Below are 21,765 nucleotides of genomic sequence, written 5' to 3' on the forward strand. Positions count from 1 at the left end.
GTTCGAAAGCTCAAGCGTAGCATCTTTTTCCGAGCTAATCTGCGTATGAAGAGCCTATGCCAAACCACCCGCCAAAATCCAAGGTCCTTCGATTTCTTTACGAAAATAGCCTGCTTCTGGTGGGCGTATCCCTGGTGCTGATAACCCTCGTTGGCCAATTCCTCACGGGCTGGCACGACCACAACTCCGACCTAGAGGAAATGGGGCTGCTACCCCTCACGGCCGGGCAGTACTTCGGCTCGGGGCACTTTCTGGAGGCTACCTTCGAAAACTGGGAAAGTGAGTTTCTGCAGATGGGCCTGTATGTTATCCTGACCATCTGGCTACGGCAGCGGGGTTCCTCTGAGTCGAAAAAGCTCTACGAGGAGGAAGAAGTAGACAAGGAGCCGGACCCCACCAAGGAAGACGCGCCGGGCCCGGTGAAGCGGGGTGGGTGGCAGCTGGCCTGGTACCGCCGCTCCCTCAGCCTGGCTTTTTTCGTGCTGTTTTTCGGGTCCGTGTGGCTGCACGCCAAGGGCGGGGCCGAGGTATACAGCCTGGAGCAACTGCAGCAGGGCAAGCCCGCCGTGGATACGCTGGGCTACCTGGCTACCAGCCGGTTTTGGTTTGAGTCGTTTCAGAACTGGCAGAGCGAGTTTTTGTCCATTGTATCCCTGGTGGGCCTGTCCATTTTCCTGCGTCAGCACGGCTCCCCGGAGTCGAAGCCGGTGGATGCGGCCCACAGCGAAACCGGGAAGTAGCGCGGGGCTGTATCTTCGACCTGGGGCCGGGAGCTTGTGCCGTCCTCTTCTCCGCTGTATGGGTACCGCTTTTCATGCCTTCAAGACTGGGTTGCTGCGGCTGCTGGACGCCATCTTGTACAGCAGCACCTGGCTTTCCCTGGCCGCGCTGGGGCTGATGTGGGCCACGTTCCTGTTCTGGCGGGTGCACATTCCGTTGCGGCTGGGCGCGCTGATCTTCACGGCGACTCTATTCCTGTATAACCTCGACAGCGTGCTACCCTACAAGCAGGGGCAGCAGCCGGGCCTCTCTAAGCGCAAGCAGTGGATGCAAACCCACCGCCGCGAGCTGCTGGTAGTGGCCGCGGTAGCGGGTGGGGCGGCCGGTGTGTTGTTTCTGACGGATGCGCGCCTGAGTCTGACGCTTTTTCTGGTGCATTTGGGCGGTATATCGGTCCTGTACTCTATGCCCCTGGTCCGGCGCGGGGGGCGCTGGTGGGCCCTACGTGACTTGCCCCTGCTGAAGGTATTTCTGATTGGCTACGTGTGGGCGGCCGTTACGGTCTGGATTCCGGCGTTGTACCTGGGGCGGGAACTGACGGAGCCCGTGGTGCTGCTGCTGTTTCTGCGGCGTTTCCTGTTCATCCTGGCCCTGGCCTTCGTGTTCGACATCCGGGACTACACCAAGGACCGCCTCACGGATACGCGCACGTTTCCGGGCGTGTTCGGCATTGGGGTCACGAAGGGTATTGCCCTAGCCTCCTTGGTGGTGGCTGCGCTGCTGGTGCCCCCCGGGGCCCCTGCCCACCACGAGCTGGCTCTGGCGGCCCCGTTGCTGCTGGCGGCGGGCGTTATCTGGTTTGCCGAGGAAACTAGGCCCGACTACTACTTTGCCCTGCTGACTGATGGGGTGATGCTGGTACTGTTTCTGGCCGTGTGGTGGGCTACCCAAGGGCAGGCCGTGCTACTTTCGTGAGCGGCGGCTTGGGTGCTGCTGAAAAAAAGACCTATTCTTGTTGAGTCCGTGCGGTGCGGGCCCTACAAACTTGGTCGTATGTCACGTATGTTGCGGGCTGGTGTGGCCCTCTTGCTCGGTCTGATGGTAGGTACGGCGCAGGGTCAGACGCCCGAGCCCGTGGATCTGGTGAACCCCCTGATGGGTACGGATTCCAAGCCCAGCCTCTCCAATGGCAATACCTACCCGGCCATTGCCCTGCCCTGGGGCATGAACTTCTGGCTGCCCCAGACCGGCAAGATGGGTAGTGGCTGGGCCTACCAGTACGCGGCCGATAAGCTCAAGGGCTTCAAGCAAACCCATCAGCCTTCGCCCTGGATGAACGACTACGGACAGTTTGCCCTGATGCCCATTACCGGCAAGCTGCGGTTTGAGGAAGAGGAGCGAGCCAGCTGGTTTTCGCACAAGGCCGAGGTGGCCCAGCCCCACTACTACCGCGTGTACCTAGCCGACCACGACGTGACGGCGGAGCTGACCCCCACTGAGCGGGCCGCCCGCTTCCGTTTCACTTTCCCGCGCACCGACAGCGCCTACGTGGTGCTGGATGCCCTCGACAAAGGCTCCCACGTGCAGGTGCTACCCCAGCAGCGGCGCATCATCGGCTATACTACCCGCAACAGCGGGGGCGTACCCCAGAACTTCCGCAACTACTTCGTCCTGGAGTTCGACCATGCCTTTAGCAGTACCACCATTTACCAGGACAAGGCGCTGGACGGCAACCGGCTGGAAGCTACCGGCAACCACACCGGCGCCGTGGTAGGCTTCAAGACCCGCAAGGGCGAGCAGGTGCAGGTGCGGGTGGCTTCGTCCTTTATCAGCCCGGAGCAGGCCGTGCTGAACCTGGAGCGCGAAATCGGGGCCGACGACTTCGAGACGGTTCGGCGGAAGGGGCGGGCGGCCTGGGCCGAGCAGCTGGGCCGCATTCGGGTGGAAGGCGGCTCCGATGCGCAGCTGCGCACGTTCTACTCTTGCCTGTACCGCAGCCTGCTGTTTCCGCGCAAGTTCTACGAGCTGGACGCCGCCGGGCAGGTAGTGCACTACAGCCCCTACAACGGGCAGGTGCGCCCGGGCTACCTCTACACCGATACCGGCTTCTGGGACACGTTCCGGGCGTTGTTCCCCTTCCTGAACCTGATGTATCCCAGCGTGAACAGCCAGGTGCAGGCCGGACTGGTGAATACCTACCAGGAGGGCGGCTGGCTGCCGGAGTGGGCCAGCCCCGGCTACCGCAACGTGATGGTGGGCAACAACTCGGCCTCGGTGGTGGTCGATGCCTACCTGAAAGGCGTGCGCGGCTACGACATCAACGTGCTCTACGAAGCTCTGCTGAAGGGTGCCAATAACCCCGGCCCGCTGGAGGCCGTGGGCCGTGCTGGCGCCAGCTACTACACCGCGAAAGGCTACGTGCCCTACGACGTCAAAATCAACGAAAACGCGGCCCGCACCCTGGAGTATGCCTACGATGACTTCACGATTTCGCGGCTGGCCGAGGCCCTGGGCCGGCCCAAGAAGGAAGTGAACCTCTACGCTCAGCGCAGCCAGAACTACCGCCACCTGTTCGACAAGCAAACCGGGCTGATGCGGGGCAAAAACCAGAACGGCACCTTTCAAACCCCCTTCAACCCCTTCAAGTGGGGTGACGCCTTCACCGAGGGCAACAGCTGGCACTACACCTGGTCGGTTTTCCACGATGTGCAGGGGCTGATGAACCTGATGGGCGGCCCGAAGCCCTTCGTGGCTACCCTGGATACCGTGTTTAGCCTGGCCCCCGTGTTTGATGCCTCCTACTACGGCTCCGTAATTCACGAAATCCGGGAGATGCAAATTGCGGGCATGGGCAACTACGCCCACGGCAACCAGCCTATTCAGCATATGGTGTACCTCTACAACTACGCTGGCCAGCCCTGGAAAGCGCAGTACTGGACCCGCGAAGTGCTTAACCGCCTTTACCAGCCCACCCCCGACGGCTACTGCGGCGACGAGGATAACGGGCAGACCTCAGCGTGGTACGTGTTTTCGGCCCTGGGATTCTACCCCGTCTGCCCCGGCACCGACCAGTACGTGCTCGGGGCTCCGCTCTTCCCGAAAGTAACCCTACGCCTGGAGAACGGCAAAGAGGTAGTACTGAACGCGCCCAACAACAGCGCCGCCAACCGCTACATCCGCCGCCTCACCCTGAACGGCCGCGAGTACGAACAAAATTGGCTAAGCCACCAGGCCCTGATGCAAGGCGCCACCCTGGACTTCGACATGGCCCCGGAGCCCAACCGCCAGCGCGGCGCTACCCTCAAAGAAGCCCCGTATTCCTTCTCAAAAGCCCGCCGGTAGGGTTGTCAGCTCCTGCAAAGCCGGCCCGATAAAGCGCACGATGTCGCCGGCTACGAGGCCCGCCTGCCCGCTCTGCTGGGCGGCGAGGTCGCCGGCGCGGCCGTGGGCGTACAGGCCCAGCAGGGCTGCATCCAAGGGGGTAAGGCGCTTATCGGCGCGCAGGGCCAGTAGCAGCCCCGTCAGCACGTCGCCACTTCCCCCGGTAGCCATGCCGGGGTTGCCCGTGCTGTTGAAGTAGATGACGCCCTCGGGGGTAGCCAGCGCAGTATACGCTCCCTTCAGCACGCAGTAGCAGCGGTAGTGCTGGGCGAAGTGGCGCAGCTGTTCCAGCCGGTGGTAGTCGTCGCGGGCGGGCTTGCCCACTAGCCGCTCAAACTCCTTCGGGTGGGGGGTAAGCAGCGTATCGGGCGGGAGGAGCTTGAGCAGTTCCGGGTTGGCACCCAGTAGGTTCAGGGCATCGGCGTCGAGCACCAGGGGCAGGCCATTGGCTTTGCGCAGAAGCTGGCGCAGCACCTCCAGGGTAGCACCTTCCTGGCCCAGGCCGGGCCCGATGCCGACGGCGGCGTAGGGTGTCAGATCGGGTAGCTCCGTCACGAAGTCGGTGGCCGGGTCGGTTAGGGCCATGGCTTCGGGGGCGGAGGTTTGCAGGATGTCGTAGCCCACGGCCGGTACGCGTACCGTCAGCAAACCTACCCCACCGTGCAGGCAGGCCCGGGAAGCCAGCACCGCCGCCCCAATTTTTCCCCGGCTGCCCGCCAGCAGCAAGGCGTGCCCAAAGGTGCCTTTATGGCTGAACTTGCTCCGGGCCGGCAGCCGCCCCGCCAAGGAATTCACATCCATGAAAAAGTTATCCACAGGGGCATTGTGGATAAAGTCAGCATTGAGGCCAATCGACACTACCTGCCATTCGCCAACAAACCGAGCATTTTGAGGTAGCAGAAAGGCGAGCTTCGGTAGTTCGAAACTGATGGTGTAGCGCGCCTGCACCACGGCGCTGTCCGGCGGCTGCGGGGCATCGGTGAGCAAGCCCGAGGGCATATCCACGGCCACCAGGGGCGCCCCAGAGCTATTGAGGTGTTGCACGAGCCGGGCGGCTTCATCTGCCAAGGGCCGGCTCAGGCCCGTGCCGAACAGGGCGTCGAGCACGAGAGTGGTGGGGGAGAGGAGGGGTAGCTGTTCAGGGTTCAGTTCCTGGCACGGCACGTCCGCGGGGAGCCGCTGGCGGTTTACCTGGAAGTCGGCGGAGTGCTTGGCTGCCGGCAGCAGCCAGACCTGCACCTCCATGCCCTCCTGAAAAAGCCGCCGCGCAATGGCTAGTCCGTCGCCGCCGTTGTTGCCCGGGCCGCAGAAGATGTGCACCGGCCGCGCTGCCCCGTCTAGGCGCGGGAGCAGCCACTCACAGAACGCAGCGGCGGCCCGCTCCATCAGCTCATCGGAACGGAGGCCCTGGGCGTGCAGAGTGGCCTGGTCGGCAAGGTGAGTCTGGGCGGCGGTCAGGATTTTCATAGTTTGCCTATACTTGAGAGAAGAACAAGAAGGACGATAATGCGGCAAAAAAATTGGATAATGGCCCTCATGCTGGGGGTAGGGGCTTGCACCGAGTCAGCGAAGCAGCCGCCCGCATCCGAACTAGCGGCGCATACCCCACCGGCTTTGGCCGCAGGTACTTTCGATTCCGGCCAGGTGCGCACCCTCACGCGCGGCCAGGTGCCCGCGCCCGAACTGCTTCCGCCCGGCACGCTGCTGGAAGCGCGGCAGTGGCCCGATGGCAATGGCGAAAACCTGCTGGTGGTTACCCGGCGCGGCCCCCTTCCTGAAAAGACGACGCAGTACACCGACGAAGAGTCGTACGTGGAGCTGTTCGCCCGCCAGTACGTGCGCCGGGCCGGGCAGTGGAAGGAGTTGTGGCGCTTGCAGGATGCTATCCGGAACTGCCCCTTCGATATGTGGCTGGGGACCCTGCCCGGCTCTACCCAGATTACCGACCTGGACCAGGACGGGCAGACGGAAACTACGCTGGTGTACCAGCTCACGTGCCGCAGCGACGTGAGTCCGGATAACCTGAAGCTGATTATCCGGGAAGGCAAGAACAAGTACGCGCTTCGGGGGCAGAACGTGGTGCAATACGATTCCGTGCCGATGGCCCAGCGCGTGCCCGCTAACCCTTGTTGCCTTGATACAATCAGTAAGCAGCAACTGGAGGCGCCCCAGGGCTACGAGCTGTACGCGGGTCGCTACGAGAACGAAAAGAGCTTCCAGGGCGCGCCACCTCAGTTCCTGCGCTACGCCCGGCGGCAATGGCGCAAATGGATTGTCTATCATCAGCCCGAACAGCTTTGAGTTCTTAAGGAGAGATAGTGCCGAGGTAAAACTTCCGCGCCAGCCGCCGCGTTTGCATCTTACTGACCCTCGAACTAACTCTTCACAACCCATGCAAACCTGGAATGACGTCATCCGGCTGGCCAACCACGGCAGCCCGGCCCCCGATAAACGAGTAGAAAAAACGGATGCTGAGTGGCGCCAGCAGCTTACGCCCGAGCAGTACCACATCACCCGCCAGCACGGCACCGAGCGCGCCTTCACCGGCGAGTACTGCGAAGCCCACGAGGCGGGCCTCTACGCCTGCGTGTGCTGCGGCACCCCGCTCTACGACTCCCGCACCAAGTTTGAGTCGGGAACGGGCTGGCCGAGCTTTACCCAGCCCGTGCAGGAAAATGCCATTAAGTACAAGAAAGACACCAGCTACGGCATGACGCGCGTGGAAGTGCTGTGCAACGTCTGCGACGCCCACCAAGGGCACGTTTTCCCCGATGGTCCGCCCCCCAGTGGCCTGCGCCTCTGCATCAACTCGGCGGCCATTAAGCTGGTAAGCGAGCCAGAAAAAGTAAGCTAACTCCGCTACCCGTGGGTGCCCATACCAGGCCTCCTTGCCGAACGCAGGGAGGCCTTGTGGTATGCAGCAGCAACAAACAAAGCTTCGCGGTGAGAGCATGAGTAGCACGCCGCGCCTGGAAGCTGCGTATTTTCGCAACCCGCTACCCCGAACTGCTTCCCAAACGGCGGTGTTCTAAACTGTTTCCCACCCATTTTCTACCCACCCCATGTCGTTACTCTTCACTGATTTTGCCAGCTGGCAGGCCCACTGCGCTGCTACCGGCGAACCGCTCTATCAACCCGTGCTAGCCTATGAAGTGGAGCAGAAAGGCCGCACCGAGGAGGAAATCTGGGCGGGCCTGCAGCGCGCCTACGATGTAATGCGCGACGCCGTGCACACCGGCCTGACCCAGAACATGACTTCCCGCTCGGGCATGGTAAACAATGGGGCCAAGAAAATTGCGGCCTCGCCGGTTACGGTGTTGTCGCCGGAGTTTAAGCAGCTCGTGACACGGGCGTTGGGAGCGAAGGAAGTAAACTCGTGCATGGGCCGGGTAGTAGCAGCGCCCACGGCCGGAGCCTCGGGCATCTTGCCCGGGGTGCTCGTTACCCTCCAGGATTTGCACAAGCTCGACGACCGCACCATTCTGGAGGGTTTGCTGGTGGCCGCGGGGGTAGCCCTGATTATCGAGCAAAACGCTTCCTTGGCCGGAGCCGTGGGCGGCTGCCAGGCCGAAACTGGCTCAGCGGCGGCTATGGGCAGCGGAGCCATTGTGTACTGTCTGGGCGGGTCGGTGGAAGAAACGTTTGCCGCCGTCGCCATTACCATCCAGTGCATGCTGGGGCTGGTCTGCGACCCGGTAGCCGGCCTTGTGGAAGTGCCCTGCGTGGTGCGCAATGCTTCGGCAGCGGCTATTGCCTTTAGCTCGGCCCAGATTGCCATTGCCGGCGTCGACCCGGTAATTCCCGTGGACCAGTGCGTAGCGGCCCTCGGCGAAGTGGGCCAGAGCATGGAAACCCGCTACAAGGAAACGGCCCTCGGCGGCTTGGCCAATACCCCACGGGGTAGGGAAATCGAAAAAATGGTGCTGGTGCAGGACGTGCAGATTCTGCCCGATGAAGATTCGCAGTAAGGCGCCACTTGCGTAGCTGGCATGTTGTGCAGCAAAGAGCTTAAAGCGGCTTGATTTGCGGAGCCATGGTCAGGTTGGCCAGGTAGTGAATGGCTGCGGCGTACTCGCCGCGCAGCTTCTGGTACTTGCGCCAGGCAGCTTGTTGGTCTACTTGAAGCGAAATGCCGGCTTCCTGCAGCTCCTGGCAGGCTTTCTGAAAATCCTGGTACTTCGGATCTTCCACGGGCTCTTCGTCACTGGGCGGCTCGGGTTCTTCGGTATCGGCCTCATACTTGAAAAAGCGCGATACCCGGTTGATGGCCAGGCAGCCCGCCTTGAAACACAATACCATGTGCGGGTTGCGCGGGGCATCTATCACGCTGATCAGCAGGGCCGCCGTTTCCAGGATAATGTCGGAGGCCATAATCCAGGAGCGGCCCGGCTGCGGCGACCTGAAAAAGGAAAGAATGGGCAGGGAGGTATGGCTTTCCTCTATTTCCACAAACCATTCTTCCCACTGCTGCCACTGGTCTTTTTCATCGGAGATAGAGCCGGTCTGGTGCATCCATCTCACCAGCCCCACTGTGGAGGTAGAGGTGCCCGTTCGCAGATCGAGGCGGGCTATGACCAGCTCGCGCCGGGAGTAGGCTTGGTAGATGGTGGGCAGGTAGGAAATCAGCAAGGTCATCAGCAGAAGCCCCAGGGTAGCTTCCGAGTACGACATAACGGTAGCCACCACGCCCTCACTGGGTTCCTCCGACCCCAGCGTAAGCAACGAGCTGTTGCTGATGCGGTAGCATCGGTCCAGGTCGCCTTCGCCCAGAGCCCAGAAGATGGCCGTGTACCCAAAACTCACTACCCCCAGCCAGGCAATAGGAAGTGCTACCAGCCCTACCGGAGCGTATAAAGCCATTACCCGGTCGCGCTGCCCGTAGGTGCGCCCCAGGGAAGTCATAAGGGTGAAAACGCGCCGAATACCCGTGAAAATCCAGTTGTTCAGTAATACAGATTCGTTGCGGGGTAGTACAAAGGAGCGAATGGCCGCCAGCACCGTAGTAACCACCATAAATGCGCCACCGGCAAAAGCCAGCGCGCGTAATCCTGTATCCAGCATAGTGCAGTAGCGCCAATGCGGCAACACTGCCGCCTGCATTCTACTGCATTACGCGCATGGAGGTTAATACGCCTGCATGAACCAGCAGGGGTAGGAAGCGCTACAGACCTAGCGCGGGGCCGTTACTTTCGCTCCTTCCAGAGCTGCCGGAAGGTTTTGGGCGCTACCTGCACTGCGTCGCGGCGTTTGCTCCAGCCTACTTCGCCCAGCAGGCGGCTCAACACCCAGTTCTTGGCCGAAGCCGGGGCCACATCCCATACCCAGCGGTGCTTCATGCCGTGCAGCCACAAGCGAATGGCGCGGCGCTCCTCCTTCTCCGCGAGGCCTTCCTGTACGCTCTGCTGGCGGTTTCGGAGCAGGATGTTGTGAATCGGAATCTTAACGGGGCATACGGAGGTGCAGGCCCCGCACAGGCTGCTGGCGTAGCTCAGATGCTTGTTTTCGGCCATGCCCGAAAGGTGGGGCGTGATAACTGAGCCGATGGGGCCGGAGTAGGTAGCCTCGTAGGTATGGCCGCCGATGTTCTTGTACACCGGGCAAATGTTCAGGCAAGCCCCGCACCGAATGCAGTTCAGGGCTTCGCGCTTGTCGGGCTGGGCCAGCAGATTAGTGCGGCCGTTGTCGAGCAGAATCACGAACATTTCCTCCGGGCCGTCCTTTTCCAGGGGCTGGCGCGGGCCGGTATAAATGGTGTTGTACACCGTCACTTGCTGGCCCGTGCCGCTGGTGCTGAGCAGGGGCCAGAACAAATCCAGGTCCTGCAGGCGCGGAATCACCTTCTCAATGCCCACAATAGCAATGTGGGTGTGGGGAAAAGTAGCTGAGAGGCGGGCGTTGCCCTCATTTTCCGTGACGCACACCGCGCCGGTATCGGCCACGAGGAAGTTGCCGCCCGTAATGCCCACTTCGGCCGAGGTGTACTTGTCGCGGAGCAGGTGGCGGGCCGTGAGCACCAGCTTCTGGGCATCGTCGGTGTACTCAATGCCCAGGTGCTTCACGAAAATATCGGCAATATCGAGCTTGCTCAGGTGCATGGCCGGCGTCACGATGTGGTAGGGCCGCTCCCCGTTCAGCTGCACAATGAACTCGCCCAAATCCGTCTCTACCGACTCAATCCCGCGCTTTTCAAGGTACTTGTTCAGGTGGATTTCCTCGGTGGTCATGCTCTTGGCCTTCACTACGGTGCGGGCCTTGCGGCGCTCCATAATCTTACCGACCTCAAACAAGGCTTCCTCCGCGTTCTGAGCCCAGATAACCTTGCCGCCCTTAGCCGTAAACTTCTCCTCGAACTGCAACAGGTATTCATCCAGCCGGTTGATTACCTGCGTTTTGAGGTAGGAAGCCCGGGCCCGCGCCAATTCATGGTCTTGGTAGAAGCCCAGGCCGGTTTGCACGGCGGCGTTGTACTTGCCAATGTTGAAGCGGATTTTGCGCCGGTGCTCCAAATCGAAGGCCTTGCGGTCGGAATCGGTGAGGAACTGGCGGGCTTTGGTAGGAGCGAGGGGAGTGGTCGTCGTCGGGTTCATGGCGGGCAGCAGGTTGACCAAATGGTCTGCAAAGATAAAACCCGCCGCTCCACTTGGGTTCGACGGGTTTTGGAAGGTAGGAAGAAACGGAGAAGAAATTACCTATTTCTTATTCGAGTCGACGATAATACGCTGGTCGCGGTTGGCCAGGTCCCAGGCAGTGTAGAACACGAGGCGGGCGCGCTTCTCCATCTTCGGAAACTCAATTTTCTCCACTTCGTCTCCCGGGCCGTGGTAGTCATCGTGCACGCCGTTGAAGAAGAAAGCCACCGGAATGCGGTGCTTAGCGAAGTTGTAGTGGTCGGAGCGGTAGTAGAAGCGGTTCGGGTCCTCGGGGTCGTTGAAGCGGAAGTCGAGGTCCATTTGGGTGTACTTCTGGTTCTGGTCCAGCAGCACCTGGTGCAGTTGGGAGCTAAGCTTGTCGGAGCCAATCACGTACACGTAGTCGCCCTTGCCCTCGTGGTCTTTGTCGGTGCGGCCCACCATGTCGGTGTTTAGGTCCACCATGGTTTTTTCCAGCGGGAAGATGGGGTGGTCGGTGTAATATTCCGAGCCCAGCAGGCCTTTTTCCTCGCCCGTTACTGTCAGGAACAGCACACTACGGCGCGGGCCGCGGCCTTCGGCTTTGGCCTTGGTGAAGGCTTCGGCCATTTCCAGTACCGTTACCGTGCCCGAGCCGTCGTCGTCGGCGCCGTTGTGTACTTCGCCGTTGATGATGCCGATGTGGTCGAAGTGAGCCGACAGCACCACGATTTCGTCTTTCTTATCGGTGCCCTCCAGGTAGCCTACCACGTTTTCGGTGGTGAAGTCCTCATTCTTTTTGGCCGCCTTCACCATAATTTTGGCTGGCTTGAAGGTGCCTGCTACGGGTTTACCTGCCGCGCCTACGCTAGCGGTGTATTTAGTTACGGCTGCAGCTGTAGTGCCCAGCATCTTGTAGCCAACCGCCGGTGATACGAAGAAAGCCGTGGCGCGCGTCTGGCCGGGCGCAGCATCCTTGAAGGCAATGCTGGGGCGGCTGATGTAGGGCGTCATACGCGCCGCCATTTTCTGGAAGTTGCTGTTGGGGTTGAAATCTACGAAGAACACCGAGCGGGCACCTTTCTGGGTAGCCATCTGCAGCTTGGCCCGGTAGTCTTGGCCCCACTTGCTACCCTGGCCATCCTTGCCGAGCAGGGCTACCCCTTTATCGGTTTGGGGCTCCCCAATAAGGATGAGCAGGTCTTTGCCCTTCACGTCGCCGAGGGCAGCGTAGTCGGAGTAGCCGTCTTGCTCAATACCGTAGCCCGCAAATACCGGCTGAACGGCGGTTTCCTGCGCAAAGCCGGTGCTGCCAACCGCGTAAAAATCGGTTAGCCACTTGTACGCCTGGCCGCCTACTTTCAGGGTAGCGCCGTCGGCCCAGGTGCTGCGCACCATGGTGAAGTGCTGGAGGTAGGGGTTATCGGAGCCTTGCACCGGACCTTGCAAGCCCAGCTCCTTGAAGCGGTTGGCAATGTACTCGGCGGCCATTTCCTGGCCTTTTTCCCCGGTTTCGCGGCCTTCGTAGGCATCGGAGGCGAGTACGGTGAGGTGCTGGCGCAGGTCGGCCTGGGTAATGCTCTCGGCGTAAGTCCGGGCAAAGTCAGTGGCAGCAGGAGCGGCGGCAGCTTGGGCTGGGGCCGCTTCCGTGGCGGCGGGAGCCTCCGTTTTGTTCTTGCGCTTGGTCTTAACCTTGATTTTCTCGGGCGCCTGCTGGGCCACCGCGGAGGTTGCTACGCCAGCCGCCAGCAGGAAAGCCAGAAAGGAAGTTTTTTTCATAAAAAGAAAGAGGATTGGGAACGGTAGAAAGGGTAGGGGAGTGAACCCGGCTGTTTAGTAAAAAGAGCCTTCCGAAGCAGGGGGAAGCAGGAGGACAAGCCGTTTGCAGCGGGGTAGTACGTGTAGGTAGCTAGGTCTGTATCAGCTCACCGCCTCACAAGTTCACCATTTCGCCGCTAGGGTTGCACAATGAGCACGGAAGCGTAAGCCGCCACACCCTCGCGGCGGCCCACGAAGCCGAGCTTTTCGGTAGTGGTGGCTTTGATGCTGATGTCGTCGGGAGGGATATTCATTACCTCCGCCAGCACCCGCTGCATTGCCGGAATATGCGGGTTGACTTTGGGCGCCTCCAGGCAGATAGTGGAATCGATGTTGGAAATGGTGTAGCCGCGCTCCTGCAGCAGGCGCACCACCTCCGCCAGCAGCCGCTTGCTGTCGATGCCTTTATACTGCGGGTCGGTGTCGGGGAAGTGGAAGCCAATGTCGCGCAGGTTAGCCGCGCCTAGTAGGGCGTCGCAGATAACGTGAATGAGCACGTCGGCGTCGGAATGGCCGAGGGCGCCGTGGGTGTGGGGCACCTGAATACCGCCGAGCCAGAAGGGAAGGCCTTCCCGCAATTGGTGAACGTCGTAGCCGAAGCCAGTCCGAATTTTCATGGATGTAAAGGAAAAAAGGAAACGGAACGGCAAGGTACGCCAATGCAGCCGTTGCGTTTCGGCAAAAAATAGTGGGCGCGGGCTAAAGTAAAACGCCCAGTTAAGCGTCGGGTAAAGCAGAGTGCGCGGAAACCTGCAAGAGTATAGCAAAGAATTAATGGAAACTTAGGAATCATTAAAAGTTTCCGTTGTATCTTTGCACCCGCAGTCATGGAAATCAAAGACCGAATCTTACAAGCTGCCCGCGACCTGTTCACTAGCAACGGGATTAAGGGCGTGTCGATGGACGACATTGCTACCCACCTGGGTATCTCGAAGAAAACGCTTTACAAGTGGTTTGAAAACAAGGATCAAATTGTTTCAGCGGTCATCTCCAGCCACCTCAGCGGCGTGCAAGGTGAGTGCGAATGCATCATCGGCCACGCCCGCAACGCCGTCGATGAGATGGTGCAGATGATGGACTGGGCAAAGCGGCAGTTTTCAAACGTGAATCCTAACACCATTCACGATTTGCGCAAGTACTATCCGGCCGCCTGGAACCTGTTCCACGCGCACAAAAACAAGTATATCCTTAATCAGATTCAGGCCAACCTGCGCCGCGGAGTGACGGAAGGCCTTTACCGTTCCGACCTCGACATCGAAGTATTATCGCGCCTGCGCCTGGCTCAGATCGACGTGCTGTTCGACCCCAACATCTTCCCGCACGCCGAGTTCGACCAGCCCCGGGTGCAAATGGCCTGCAACGAACATTTTTTGTTGGGCATGGTGACCCTGAAGGGCCACAAGCTCATTAACGAGTACCGTCACGTGACGGAAGAAGAATAAGCTCCATCACCCGCTTTCCTTATATGAAAAAGAACCTCCGCGTTTTGTTGCTGGCGGCCGGGCCGGGCCTATTGGCCCCCGTCGGGTCAGTCGTGGCGCAGGCACCGACCGCGCGGCCGGCAACGGCTAGCCCCTCGGCGACAGTAGGCAATATGCCGCTGTCCTTGCAACAGGCCGTTGAATACGCCATTCAGAACAAGTCGTCCTTGTTGGCTACCCGCCTGGGCGAGCAAACAGCCCGTGCGCGGGTGGGTGAGATTCGGGCAGCTGGCTTGCCGCAGGTAAGTGTAGCGGCTAACCTGGCCGACAACTTTAAGCTGCAAAAAAGCTTGGTTGACTTTGGCGCCTTTGCCGGCGGCTCAACGGCTACCCAACTGACGCCCACGGACCTGGCGGCTGCCCAGGCCGGGCAATCCGTGAACCTCTCGACGGTTACGGTACCCTCCGATCCGGTGCCTCCGCAGGCATTGGCTTTCGGCTTGCGGCATGCTGGCAACACCAGTGCTTCCGTATCGCAGCTTCTGTTTGATGGCGCGTATCTGATTGGACTGCGCGCGGCCAAGGTGTACGAAGAGCTGGCCAAAAAGCAAACCCAGCAGGCCGAAATTGACGTGGTGGAGCAGGTGAGCAAGGCGTATTACAGCACGCTAGTAGCCCGGGAGCGGCTGCAGCTGCTGGCCCGCAACGTGCAGCGCCTCGACACCATTCTCTACCAGACGAACCAAACCTTTAAGGCTGGTTTTGCTGAGAAGCTGGACGTGCAGCGCCTGCAGGTGCAGCGCAACAACCTGGTGGTGGAGCAGCAAAAGGCGGCGCGCCTGACCGATTTGAGCGTAGCCCTGCTCAAGTTTCAGATGGGCCTTCCCCAGGACCAGGCCGTGCAGCTCACTGACTCGCTCGGAGCGGCTGTGGTTGATGCCGGCGCCTTGCGCCAGCGCCTGGGGGTAGCTAGCTTCGCTACCGGTAGTGGGGTAAGTGGCCTGGGTAGTGTGCCCACGGCTCCGGCTCCTACAACTGATAACGCCGACGCGCAAAACCGCCAGGACCAGCAAACGGCGCTCAGCGGTGCCCGCACGGGGCAGCTGGCCGCGGCTTTTAACTACAATAACCGTATCGAGTTTTCCACGCTGGAAACCCAGCAGGCCTTGGCCGGCCTGGACCTGGCTAACCGCCGGGCTGGGGCCTACCCCCGCCTGCTGGCTACGGCGGCGTACGGTTTCACGGGCTCGGCAAATAACCGCGGTGACCTGTTTGCTTTCCGCGGGCCCGACTCGCGGGCGGCCAACGGCTTCCCCAACCAAAACTGGTTTGGCTTCGGCAACGTGGGCCTGAGCCTGCAGATTCCGGTGTTCGATGGCTTCCGCCGCAAGTACCAGGTGCAGCAGGCGCGCATTCAGCAGCAAACTATTGAGCGGGGCTTCGAAACCCTGCGCCAGAGCATTGACCTGCAGGATGCCCAGAGCCGCACTACCCTCATCAACGCCCTCGATGTGCTGGATAACCAGAAAGCCAACCTGGAGCTGGCCGATGAGGTAGCCCGCGTTTCGCGCATCAAGTTCAAAGAGGGCGTGGGCTCCAACCTGGAGGTAGTAACCGCCGAAACTTCGCTGCGCGAAGCCCAGACCAACTACTACGCTGCCCTCTACGACGTGCTGGTAGCCAAGGTGGACCGCGACAAGGCTACCGGCGAACTGTACAATCAAGCCAAGAAATAAGGAGCTAGGCGTCAGAAGCCAGGAGCTAGAAGCTTCTGACCCAGCCGCATACCTATCCTTTCTAGCTCCTAGCTTCTCCCCATATGAAATACACAACTTCTGCCTTTCTGCTAACTCTGGGTTTGCTATCCGCCTGCGGCGAGAAGGACCCCAAAGCTGAACTGGCTAAGCTTAAACAAGAGCAAGCTGCCAACCAGGCCAAAATTGCCGAATTGGAAGCGAAAGCCGGCACTACCGGCGAGAAAGCGGCCGTGCAGGCTACCCCCGTATCCGTCATCAAAGTAGCGCCCGAAAGCTTCAAGAGCTACCTCGAAGTGCAGGGTCGGGTTGACTTCGACCAGAACGCTACCGTAGCCGCCCGCGCCGCCGGTACGCTCACCAGCCTGCGCGTGCAGCGCGGCGACCGGGTGAGCAAAGGCCAGACTTTGGCTACCGTGGATGCCTCCGTGCTTGATGCCAGTATTGCTGAGCTGCGCACGCGCATGGACCTGGCCCGGGTAGTCTACGAAAAGCAGGACCGCCTCTGGAAACAGGAAATCGGCACTGAAATTCAGTACCTCCAGGCCAAAAACAACTACCAGGCCCTGCAGCGCAACCTGGCCTCCCTGAACCAGCAGCGGGCCCTTTACAGCGTAGTGGCGCCCTTCAGCGGCACCGTAGATGACGTGCTGCCTAAGCTGGGTGAAACCGTAGCTCCCGGTGCGCCGGTAGTGAAGCTGCTCAGCAACAGCGGCAGCGGCAAGATTGTGGTGGACGTGTCGGAAGCCTATGCCTCGCGCATTAAGGCCGGCGACAAGGCGCTGGTGACGATTCCGGACCTCGGCAATGAGGAACTGTCGGCTACCGTGCGGGTAGTCACGAACACCATCAACCCCACCAGCCGCACCTTTACTACCGAGCTACGCCTGGATAACCCTGGCAAAGCCGGCAAGCTGCGCCCCAACATGGTGGTAAATGTGCGCATCCAAAACTACGACCGCCAGAACGCTACCGTGCTACCCGTAGACCTGGTGCAGAAGGACGAGCAAAACAGCTACGTGCTGGTAGTGAGCGACAAGGGCGGACAGAAAGTGGCGGCCAAGCGCATCATTCAGGTTGGCAATACTTACAATGGCAAAGCAGAAGTGACCAGTGGCCTCCAACCCGGCGACCAGGTTATTTCGGCCGGCTACCAGAATTTGAACGAGGGCCAAACGGTTAGCCTGTAGTTGCCCCGCCCTATGGCCGCACCTCATGGGTAGGCTAGGAGCGAGGCTAAAGCAGAACGTCAAAACCAGAACTCATGCAGGATTTAGAGAAAGAGTTCAAGCCGACCTCCTGGTCGATTGACAACAAAACCAGTATTTACATCATTACCCTGCTGCTGTGCGTGGCGGGTATCTTCTCCTACATCAAGCTGGGGAAAGAGAAATTTCCCGACATCGTGATTCCGCGCATCATCGTGGCCACGATTTACCCGGGTACTTCCCCCACTGATATCGAGAACCTGGTAACGCGCCAGCTCGAAAAGGAAATCAAGAGCGTAAACGGGGTGAAGAAGATTTCTTCGACCTCGAACCAGGACTACTGCATCGTGGACGTGGAGTTTAACTCCGGCGTGGACGTGCAGTACGCCAAGCAGCTCATCAAGGACGCCGTGGACAAGGCCAGCAACGAGCTGCCCAACGACTTGCCCTCGCCGCCCACCGTGCAGGAAGTAAACCTCTCGGAGCTGCCCATCATGAACATCAACCTGGCCGGTAACCTCACTACCAGCCAGCTGAAAAAGTACGCCGATGACTTCCAGGATAAGATTGAGGCCCTGCCCGAAATTACCCGCGTGGACATCATCGGGGCCCTGGAGCAGCAGGTAAACGTCGATGTGGACCTGAACCGCCTGCGCGCTTCTCGCCTCAGCTTCACCGACATCAGCGCCGCCATTGCCCGCGAGAACATCACCATTTCGGGGGGCTCGGTAAACGTAGGGGAGCAGAAGCGGGCCGTGCGGGTAGCCGGCCAGTACGTGCGCGCTGCTGATATTGCCAACATTCAGGTGAAAAACCTGAACGGTGCCGCCGTGCGCCTCGGCGACATTGCTACCGTGACGGACGCCTTCAAAGACCGGGAATCCTACGCCCGCCTCGACGGCAAAACCGCCGTTACCCTGAACGTGATTAAGCGCCAGGGCGAAAACCTGATTGACGCTTCCGACAAGATCAAACAGATCATCGATGAGTCGAAGCAGAGCCTGCCCAAGGAGCTGACCATCACCGTGACGGGCGACACCTCGAACGACACCCGCGTAACGCTCCACGATTTGATCAACACCATCATCATCGGCTTTATTCTGGTAACGCTGATCCTGATGTTCTTCATGGGTACTACCAACGCTCTGTTCGTGGGTCTGTCGGTGCCGATTTCCATGTTCCTGGCCTTTGTGCTGCTGCCCGGCTTCGGGTTTGCCCTGAACATGATTGTGCTCTTCGCCTTCCTGCTGGCTTTGGGTATTGTGGTCGATGACGCCATTGTGGTAATCGAAAATACCCACCGCCTCCTGCACGAGCACCCCAACCTGACCACCGCCCAGGCCGCCAAGTACGCCGCCGGTGAGGTGTTCATCCCGGTTCTGGCCGGTACCCTGACTACGGTGGCGCCCTTCGTGCCGCTGATGTTCTGGCCGGGGATAGTAGGTAGCTTCATGTTCTACCTGCCGGTTACCCTGATCTTAACCCTGATGTCGTCGCTGGTCGTGGCCTTCATCATGAACCCGGTGTTTGCCGTGTCGTTCATGGAGCGCGAAGACCACCACAGCGGGGAGAAGCCCAAGCTGACCAAGAACTTCCTGATTGCCATGGGCGTGCTGGCCCTTATTGCCGTGATTGGCTACCTGGCCGGCTCGCCATTTGTGGGCAACCTGACGGTGTTCATCATCCTGTTCTGCTTCCTCGACAAGTTTGTGTTCGTGCACTGGATTGCCGGATTCCAGACCAAGGTGCTGCCCCGCTTCCAGAACGGCTACGCCCGTGTGGTGAACTGGGCCATCAGCCACCCGGCTTTGGTGATGATCAGCATGGTAGTGCTCTTTGTGGTGTCCGTCTTTGCCGTTGGCGCCCGTAGCCCCAAAGTAGAGTTCTTCCCCTCCGGCGACCCCAAGTTCGTGTACACCTACCTGAAGATGCCAGTAGGTACCCGGGTAGAGGTAACCGACTCGGTAGCCCGCGTACTGGAGCGCCGCATTTACAACGTCATCGGCAAAGACAACCCCGACGTGGAATCGGTGATTACCAACGTAGCCATTGGCGCCAGCGACCCGGGCGAAGCTTCGGCTTCGGGTACCTCGCAGTCGAACCTGGCGAAGGTGGCCGTGGCTTTCAAGGAAATGAGCGAACGGACCGGCCCTGCTACCAGCACCTACATGGATAAAATCCGGGAAGCGGTGAAAGGTATTCCAGGTACCGAAATTTCGGTAGACAAGGAAGCTAGTGGCCCGCCCACGGGTAAGGAAATTGCCATTGAAGTAGCCGGCGACGACTACCCTACCCTTATCAAGCTTTCCAAGGACGTAACCCGCTACATCGAGTCGAAGAACATTGGCGGTATTGAGCAGCTGCGCTCCAACCTGGAGGACCGCAACCCCGAAATTGCCGTGGACATCGACCGGATCCGGGCCAACCGCGAAGGCATCAGCACGGCCCAGATCGGCTCAGAAGTTCGTACGGCTATCTACGGCACCGAAGCCAGCAAATTCAAGACTCCCGACGACGAGTATCCCATTCAGGTGCGCTACGCCGAGCCTTACCGCTCCGACGTGGACGCCATCCTGAACTCGCCCCTGACCTTCCGCGACGCTACCGGCGCTATTCGCCAAGTGCCCATTTCCTCGGTGGCTGATGTACGCTACGGTACCACCTACGGCGGCATCAAGCGCAAAGACGTGAAGCGCGTTATCACCATTTCCTCGAACGTGCTCAGCGGCTTCACCGGCCCCGACGTGGTGCGCAACATCGAAACAGCTCTGAAAGCCTACCCCACGCCGCCCGGTTACACTGTGCGTATGGGTGGTGCCCAGGAAGACCAGCAGGAAACCAGCTCCTTCCTTGGCGTAGCTGCCGTGGGTGCTTTTGCCCTGATCTTCTTGGTGTTGGTAATGCAGTTCAACTCCGTGAGCAAGCCGCTGCTCATCCTCACCGAAATTATCTTCTCGGTAATCGGGGTAATGCTGGGCCTGGCCATTACGGGCATGAACATCAGCATTGTAATGACGGGGGTAGGGATTATTGCCTTGGCTGGTATTGTGGTGAAAAACGGCATTCTGCTGGTAGAATTCACCGACATTCTGCGTAGCCAGGGTATGCCCCTGCGGGAGGCCATTGTGCTGGCCGGCCGGACTCGTCTGAACCCGGTAATCCTGACGGCTACGGCCGCTACCCTGGGCCTTATTCCGCTAGCCATCGGCCTGAACGTCGACTTCTACGAGATGTTCAACTCCTTCCAGCCCCACTTCTTCATCGGGGGTGAGTCGGTAACATTCTGGGGTCCGCTGGCCTGGACCATCATCTTCGGACTGGTTTTTGCAACGGTCATCACGCTGGTAGTAGTACCGGTAATGTACCTGATGACGGAAAGCCTAAAGCTGCGTCTGAAGAAGGATTCCGATACGCCGGCTTCGGCCGAAGAAACGGAAGCCGCTCGTCCGCCCGTGCTGGCCGAGTATTAATCTGTAAGCTGGATGAGCCCTGGCCTGGCAGTGTCGTCGTGCAGACGACTCATTTTACCAGGCCGGGGCTCCATCAGCAGTTGGTTTTCTGGTGGCGCTTGCAACTATTCGCTGCCTGTCTGTACTCCTTCGTCCGGATGGACGGGGTGGTGCTCAACCCGGCCCATCAGTAGTAAAGTACCCTTTGTACCCTGTCGTTTCTCCCTATGTTCACCTCAACGACTACCGCCCCTAAATCTATTCAGCAGCAAGTGCTGCGCATCATCAGCAAGCGGAAGGCTATCAAGGCCAACCGCCTGCGTATTAGCAGCCGCCTCAATCAGGAACTCGGCTTCGACACCGTTGACGTTGTGGATATTATCCTGGAATTAGAGCGCAGCTTCCATATCACCATTCCCGACGAAGTTCCCCTGGCTACGGTAGGCGACTTTGTTAACTATGTTGCCTCGCACGCCAAAGCTGCCTAAGCAGTTCCGGCAGTCGTTGCCACATACAAAACCCCGTCGGGGAGCATCCAAATACGTGCTCCTCGACGGGGTTTTGTGTGTAAATACGGATGGTAACCCGAAGCCTACCGAACATTACCGCCCGGGTCGCCGCCGCTGGTGCGGCCGGAGCTGGCGCTTAGGTGGGGCTCGCGGCTGCTGTCGGTGGTATTGGCGGACGTGTCGGCGTGGGGTGTGGCCTCGGCAGCGGGCGCATCGGTGATGCTGGCGGGTGCGGGCTTGCTGCTGTCCGGGGCACTGATGCCGGAATCAGTTTTAGAAGCCGTAGGATTGCGCGCATCTGGCGCTTCTACCGGTGCCATAGACGGAGTGGCTGCGGCTTTGTCCTCCACTATTTCGGCGTCGCTGACGAGGGTAGGACGGGTTTTTTCCCACTCCAGAAACTTTTCCATCTCTTCCTTGATAGTGGTGCTGAACCACGCTACCAGTGCTACGTCGTCGAGCAGGCCCAGTACCGGAATAAAGTCGGGAACCAAGTCAATGGGGCTCAGGAAATAGATAGTTACGGCTACTGCTCCAATAATGGTGGAGGTGGGCAGGCCCGTATACTCACCGGATACCGACGAGCGAATCAGTCGGAACAAGGTCTGCAAGGTTTCCCAGGCTTCGTGGGCAATGGTGCCTACGTCGTTTTTCTCGCTGGCCTTCTGGTACGCGTCGTTGAGCAGCTGCTTCATGCGCGTAGGCTTCTGAATGTACTCTTCAGCCTTGCTAACAAACTTTTTGAAGAGGGGGGAGGAGGCAATATGTTCGCCTTTGGGGTTTTGCTTGTCCATAGAGCGGTAGAGAGAAAGTTGAACAGAAAGGGGGCAGGGCCCCGGCGGTGTGCTATACTCCGTTGGAACAAAATGGTTTTCGCCGCCAAGGTCGGGGTAGAAA

At 59.9% G+C, this 21,765-nt stretch carries 16 protein-coding genes and 1 pseudogene; 11 read left to right on the forward strand and 6 right to left on the reverse strand.

Translation table 11 applies throughout. The features are described 5' to 3' along the window. Positions 1–56 precede the first annotated feature (56 nt). The 3 genes from K3G63_RS19970 (at position 57) to K3G63_RS19980 (ending at position 4,062) form a co-directional block, all read left to right on the forward strand. Positions 57–740 (forward strand): DUF6766 family protein, encoded by a 684-nt coding sequence (locus K3G63_RS19970; RefSeq protein WP_220615900.1) that lies wholly within the window; start codon positions 57–59, stop codon positions 738–740. Positions 741–798: 58 nt separating this feature from the next. Continuing rightward, positions 799–1,695, forward strand: a complete 897-nt coding sequence (locus tag K3G63_RS19975; protein ID WP_220615901.1) for a UbiA family prenyltransferase — start codon at positions 799–801, stop codon at positions 1,693–1,695. 78 nt (positions 1,696–1,773) lie between these two features. Next, positions 1,774–4,062: a GH92 family glycosyl hydrolase gene (locus tag K3G63_RS19980; RefSeq protein ID WP_220615902.1), complete on the forward strand. Its 2,289-nt coding sequence runs from the start codon at positions 1,774–1,776 to the stop codon at positions 4,060–4,062. Here the strand turns inward: K3G63_RS19980 and K3G63_RS19985 are convergent. After that, positions 4,045–5,568: an NAD(P)H-hydrate dehydratase gene (locus K3G63_RS19985; RefSeq protein ID WP_220615903.1), complete on the reverse strand. Its 1,524-nt coding sequence runs from the start codon at positions 5,566–5,568 to the stop codon at positions 4,045–4,047. The two genes, K3G63_RS19980 and K3G63_RS19985, sit on opposite strands and share 18 nt — an antisense overlap. 39 nt (positions 5,569–5,607) lie before the next feature. Here K3G63_RS19985 and K3G63_RS19990 point away from each other — a divergent pair, with 39 nt between their 5' ends. From K3G63_RS19990 to sdaAA, 3 genes are all read left to right on the forward strand, one after another. Then, positions 5,608–6,402 (forward strand): M949_RS01915 family surface polysaccharide biosynthesis protein, encoded by a 795-nt coding sequence (locus tag K3G63_RS19990; protein WP_409070875.1) that lies wholly within the window; start codon positions 5,608–5,610, stop codon positions 6,400–6,402. A gap of 91 nt (positions 6,403–6,493) precedes the next feature. Further along, positions 6,494–6,955, forward strand: coding sequence for a peptide-methionine (R)-S-oxide reductase MsrB (msrB, locus tag K3G63_RS19995; protein ID WP_220615905.1), 462 nt, complete (start codon positions 6,494–6,496; stop codon positions 6,953–6,955). Positions 6,956–7,163: 208 nt separating this feature from the next. Beyond that, complete coding sequence (gene sdaAA, locus K3G63_RS20000) at positions 7,164–8,069, forward strand: L-serine ammonia-lyase, iron-sulfur-dependent, subunit alpha (RefSeq protein ID WP_220615906.1); 906 nt, start codon at positions 7,164–7,166, stop codon at positions 8,067–8,069. A 40-nt stretch (positions 8,070–8,109) separates the two neighbouring features. On the opposite strand, the gene K3G63_RS20005 is transcribed toward sdaAA, so the two are convergent. The 4 genes from K3G63_RS20005 to ispF all read right to left on the reverse strand — a co-directional run bounded on the left by K3G63_RS20005 (position 8,110) and on the right by ispF (position 13,144). After that, on the reverse strand, positions 8,110–9,162 hold the full coding sequence (locus tag K3G63_RS20005) for a hypothetical protein (protein WP_220615907.1): 1,053 nt from the start codon (positions 9,160–9,162) through the stop codon (positions 8,110–8,112). Positions 9,163–9,284: 122 nt separating this feature from the next. Beyond that, entirely contained in the window at positions 9,285–10,709 is a 1,425-nt protein-coding gene (locus K3G63_RS20010; protein WP_259404587.1) for a LutB/LldF family L-lactate oxidation iron-sulfur protein, read from the reverse strand. A gap of 81 nt (positions 10,710–10,790) precedes the next feature. After that, positions 10,791–12,488 carry a M28 family peptidase gene (locus K3G63_RS20015; RefSeq protein WP_220615908.1) on the reverse strand — a complete coding sequence of 566 codons (1,698 nt, stop codon included), beginning with the start codon at positions 12,486–12,488 and terminating at the stop codon, positions 10,791–10,793. Between the two features lie 176 nt (positions 12,489–12,664). Next, on the reverse strand, positions 12,665–13,144 hold the full coding sequence (gene ispF, locus K3G63_RS20020) for a 2-C-methyl-D-erythritol 2,4-cyclodiphosphate synthase (protein WP_220615909.1): 480 nt from the start codon (positions 13,142–13,144) through the stop codon (positions 12,665–12,667). Positions 13,145–13,354: 210 nt separating this feature from the next. Here ispF and K3G63_RS20025 point away from each other — a divergent pair, with 210 nt between their 5' ends. The 5 genes from K3G63_RS20025 to K3G63_RS20045 all read left to right on the forward strand — a co-directional run bounded on the left by K3G63_RS20025 (position 13,355) and on the right by K3G63_RS20045 (position 20,847). Further along, positions 13,355–13,969: a TetR/AcrR family transcriptional regulator gene (locus tag K3G63_RS20025; RefSeq protein ID WP_220615910.1), complete on the forward strand. Its 615-nt coding sequence runs from the start codon at positions 13,355–13,357 to the stop codon at positions 13,967–13,969. A gap of 23 nt (positions 13,970–13,992) precedes the next feature. Beyond that, the gene (locus K3G63_RS20030; RefSeq protein ID WP_220615911.1) at positions 13,993–15,684 is read left to right on the forward strand and encodes a TolC family protein; all 1,692 of its coding nucleotides are present in this window, start codon (positions 13,993–13,995) and stop codon (positions 15,682–15,684) included. Positions 15,685–15,767: 83 nt separating this feature from the next. Then, complete coding sequence (locus K3G63_RS20035; RefSeq protein WP_220615912.1) at positions 15,768–16,892, forward strand: efflux RND transporter periplasmic adaptor subunit; 1,125 nt, start codon at positions 15,768–15,770, stop codon at positions 16,890–16,892. 74 nt (positions 16,893–16,966) lie between these two features. After that, a complete protein-coding gene (locus K3G63_RS20040; protein WP_220615913.1) occupies positions 16,967–20,380 on the forward strand; it encodes an efflux RND transporter permease subunit in 3,414 nt (1,137 codons plus the stop codon). Between the two features lie 206 nt (positions 20,381–20,586). Next, positions 20,587–20,847, forward strand: a complete 261-nt coding sequence (locus tag K3G63_RS20045) for an acyl carrier protein (protein WP_220615914.1) — start codon at positions 20,587–20,589, stop codon at positions 20,845–20,847. A 461-nt stretch (positions 20,848–21,308) separates the two neighbouring features. Here the strand turns inward: K3G63_RS20045 and K3G63_RS22930 are convergent. Further along, positions 21,309–21,662: pseudogene (locus K3G63_RS22930) on the reverse strand (YkvA family protein); the annotation flags it as partial. Between the last annotated feature and the right edge of the window lie 103 nt (positions 21,663–21,765).

The sequence above is a fragment of the Hymenobacter sp. HSC-4F20 genome, from assembly GCF_019599275.1.
GTDB lineage: Bacteria > Bacteroidota > Bacteroidia > Cytophagales > Hymenobacteraceae > Hymenobacter.

Excerpts from the sequence above, each read along its gene's own strand:
- K3G63_RS19970 (WP_220615900.1), top strand. The coding sequence starts at position 57 with ATGCCAAACCACCCGCCAAAATCCAAGGTCCTTCGATTTCTTTACGAA.
- K3G63_RS19975 (WP_220615901.1), top strand. The coding sequence starts at position 799 with ATGGGTACCGCTTTTCATGCCTTCAAGACTGGGTTGCTGCGGCTGCTG.
- K3G63_RS19980 (WP_220615902.1), top strand. The coding sequence starts at position 1,774 with ATGTCACGTATGTTGCGGGCTGGTGTGGCCCTCTTGCTCGGTCTGATG.
- K3G63_RS19985 (WP_220615903.1), bottom strand. The coding sequence starts at position 5,568 with ATGAAAATCCTGACCGCCGCCCAGACTCACCTTGCCGACCAGGCCACT.
- K3G63_RS19990 (WP_409070875.1), top strand. The coding sequence starts at position 5,608 with ATGCGGCAAAAAAATTGGATAATGGCCCTCATGCTGGGGGTAGGGGCT.
- msrB (WP_220615905.1), top strand. The coding sequence starts at position 6,494 with ATGCAAACCTGGAATGACGTCATCCGGCTGGCCAACCACGGCAGCCCG.
- sdaAA (WP_220615906.1), top strand. The coding sequence starts at position 7,164 with ATGTCGTTACTCTTCACTGATTTTGCCAGCTGGCAGGCCCACTGCGCT.
- K3G63_RS20005 (WP_220615907.1), bottom strand. The coding sequence starts at position 9,162 with ATGCTGGATACAGGATTACGCGCGCTGGCTTTTGCCGGTGGCGCATTT.
- K3G63_RS20015 (WP_220615908.1), bottom strand. The coding sequence starts at position 12,488 with ATGAAAAAAACTTCCTTTCTGGCTTTCCTGCTGGCGGCTGGCGTAGCA.
- ispF (WP_220615909.1), bottom strand. The coding sequence starts at position 13,144 with ATGAAAATTCGGACTGGCTTCGGCTACGACGTTCACCAATTGCGGGAA.
- K3G63_RS20025 (WP_220615910.1), top strand. The coding sequence starts at position 13,355 with ATGGAAATCAAAGACCGAATCTTACAAGCTGCCCGCGACCTGTTCACT.
- K3G63_RS20030 (WP_220615911.1), top strand. The coding sequence starts at position 13,993 with ATGAAAAAGAACCTCCGCGTTTTGTTGCTGGCGGCCGGGCCGGGCCTA.
- K3G63_RS20035 (WP_220615912.1), top strand. The coding sequence starts at position 15,768 with ATGAAATACACAACTTCTGCCTTTCTGCTAACTCTGGGTTTGCTATCC.
- K3G63_RS20040 (WP_220615913.1), top strand. The coding sequence starts at position 16,967 with ATGCAGGATTTAGAGAAAGAGTTCAAGCCGACCTCCTGGTCGATTGAC.
- K3G63_RS20045 (WP_220615914.1), top strand. The coding sequence starts at position 20,587 with ATGTTCACCTCAACGACTACCGCCCCTAAATCTATTCAGCAGCAAGTG.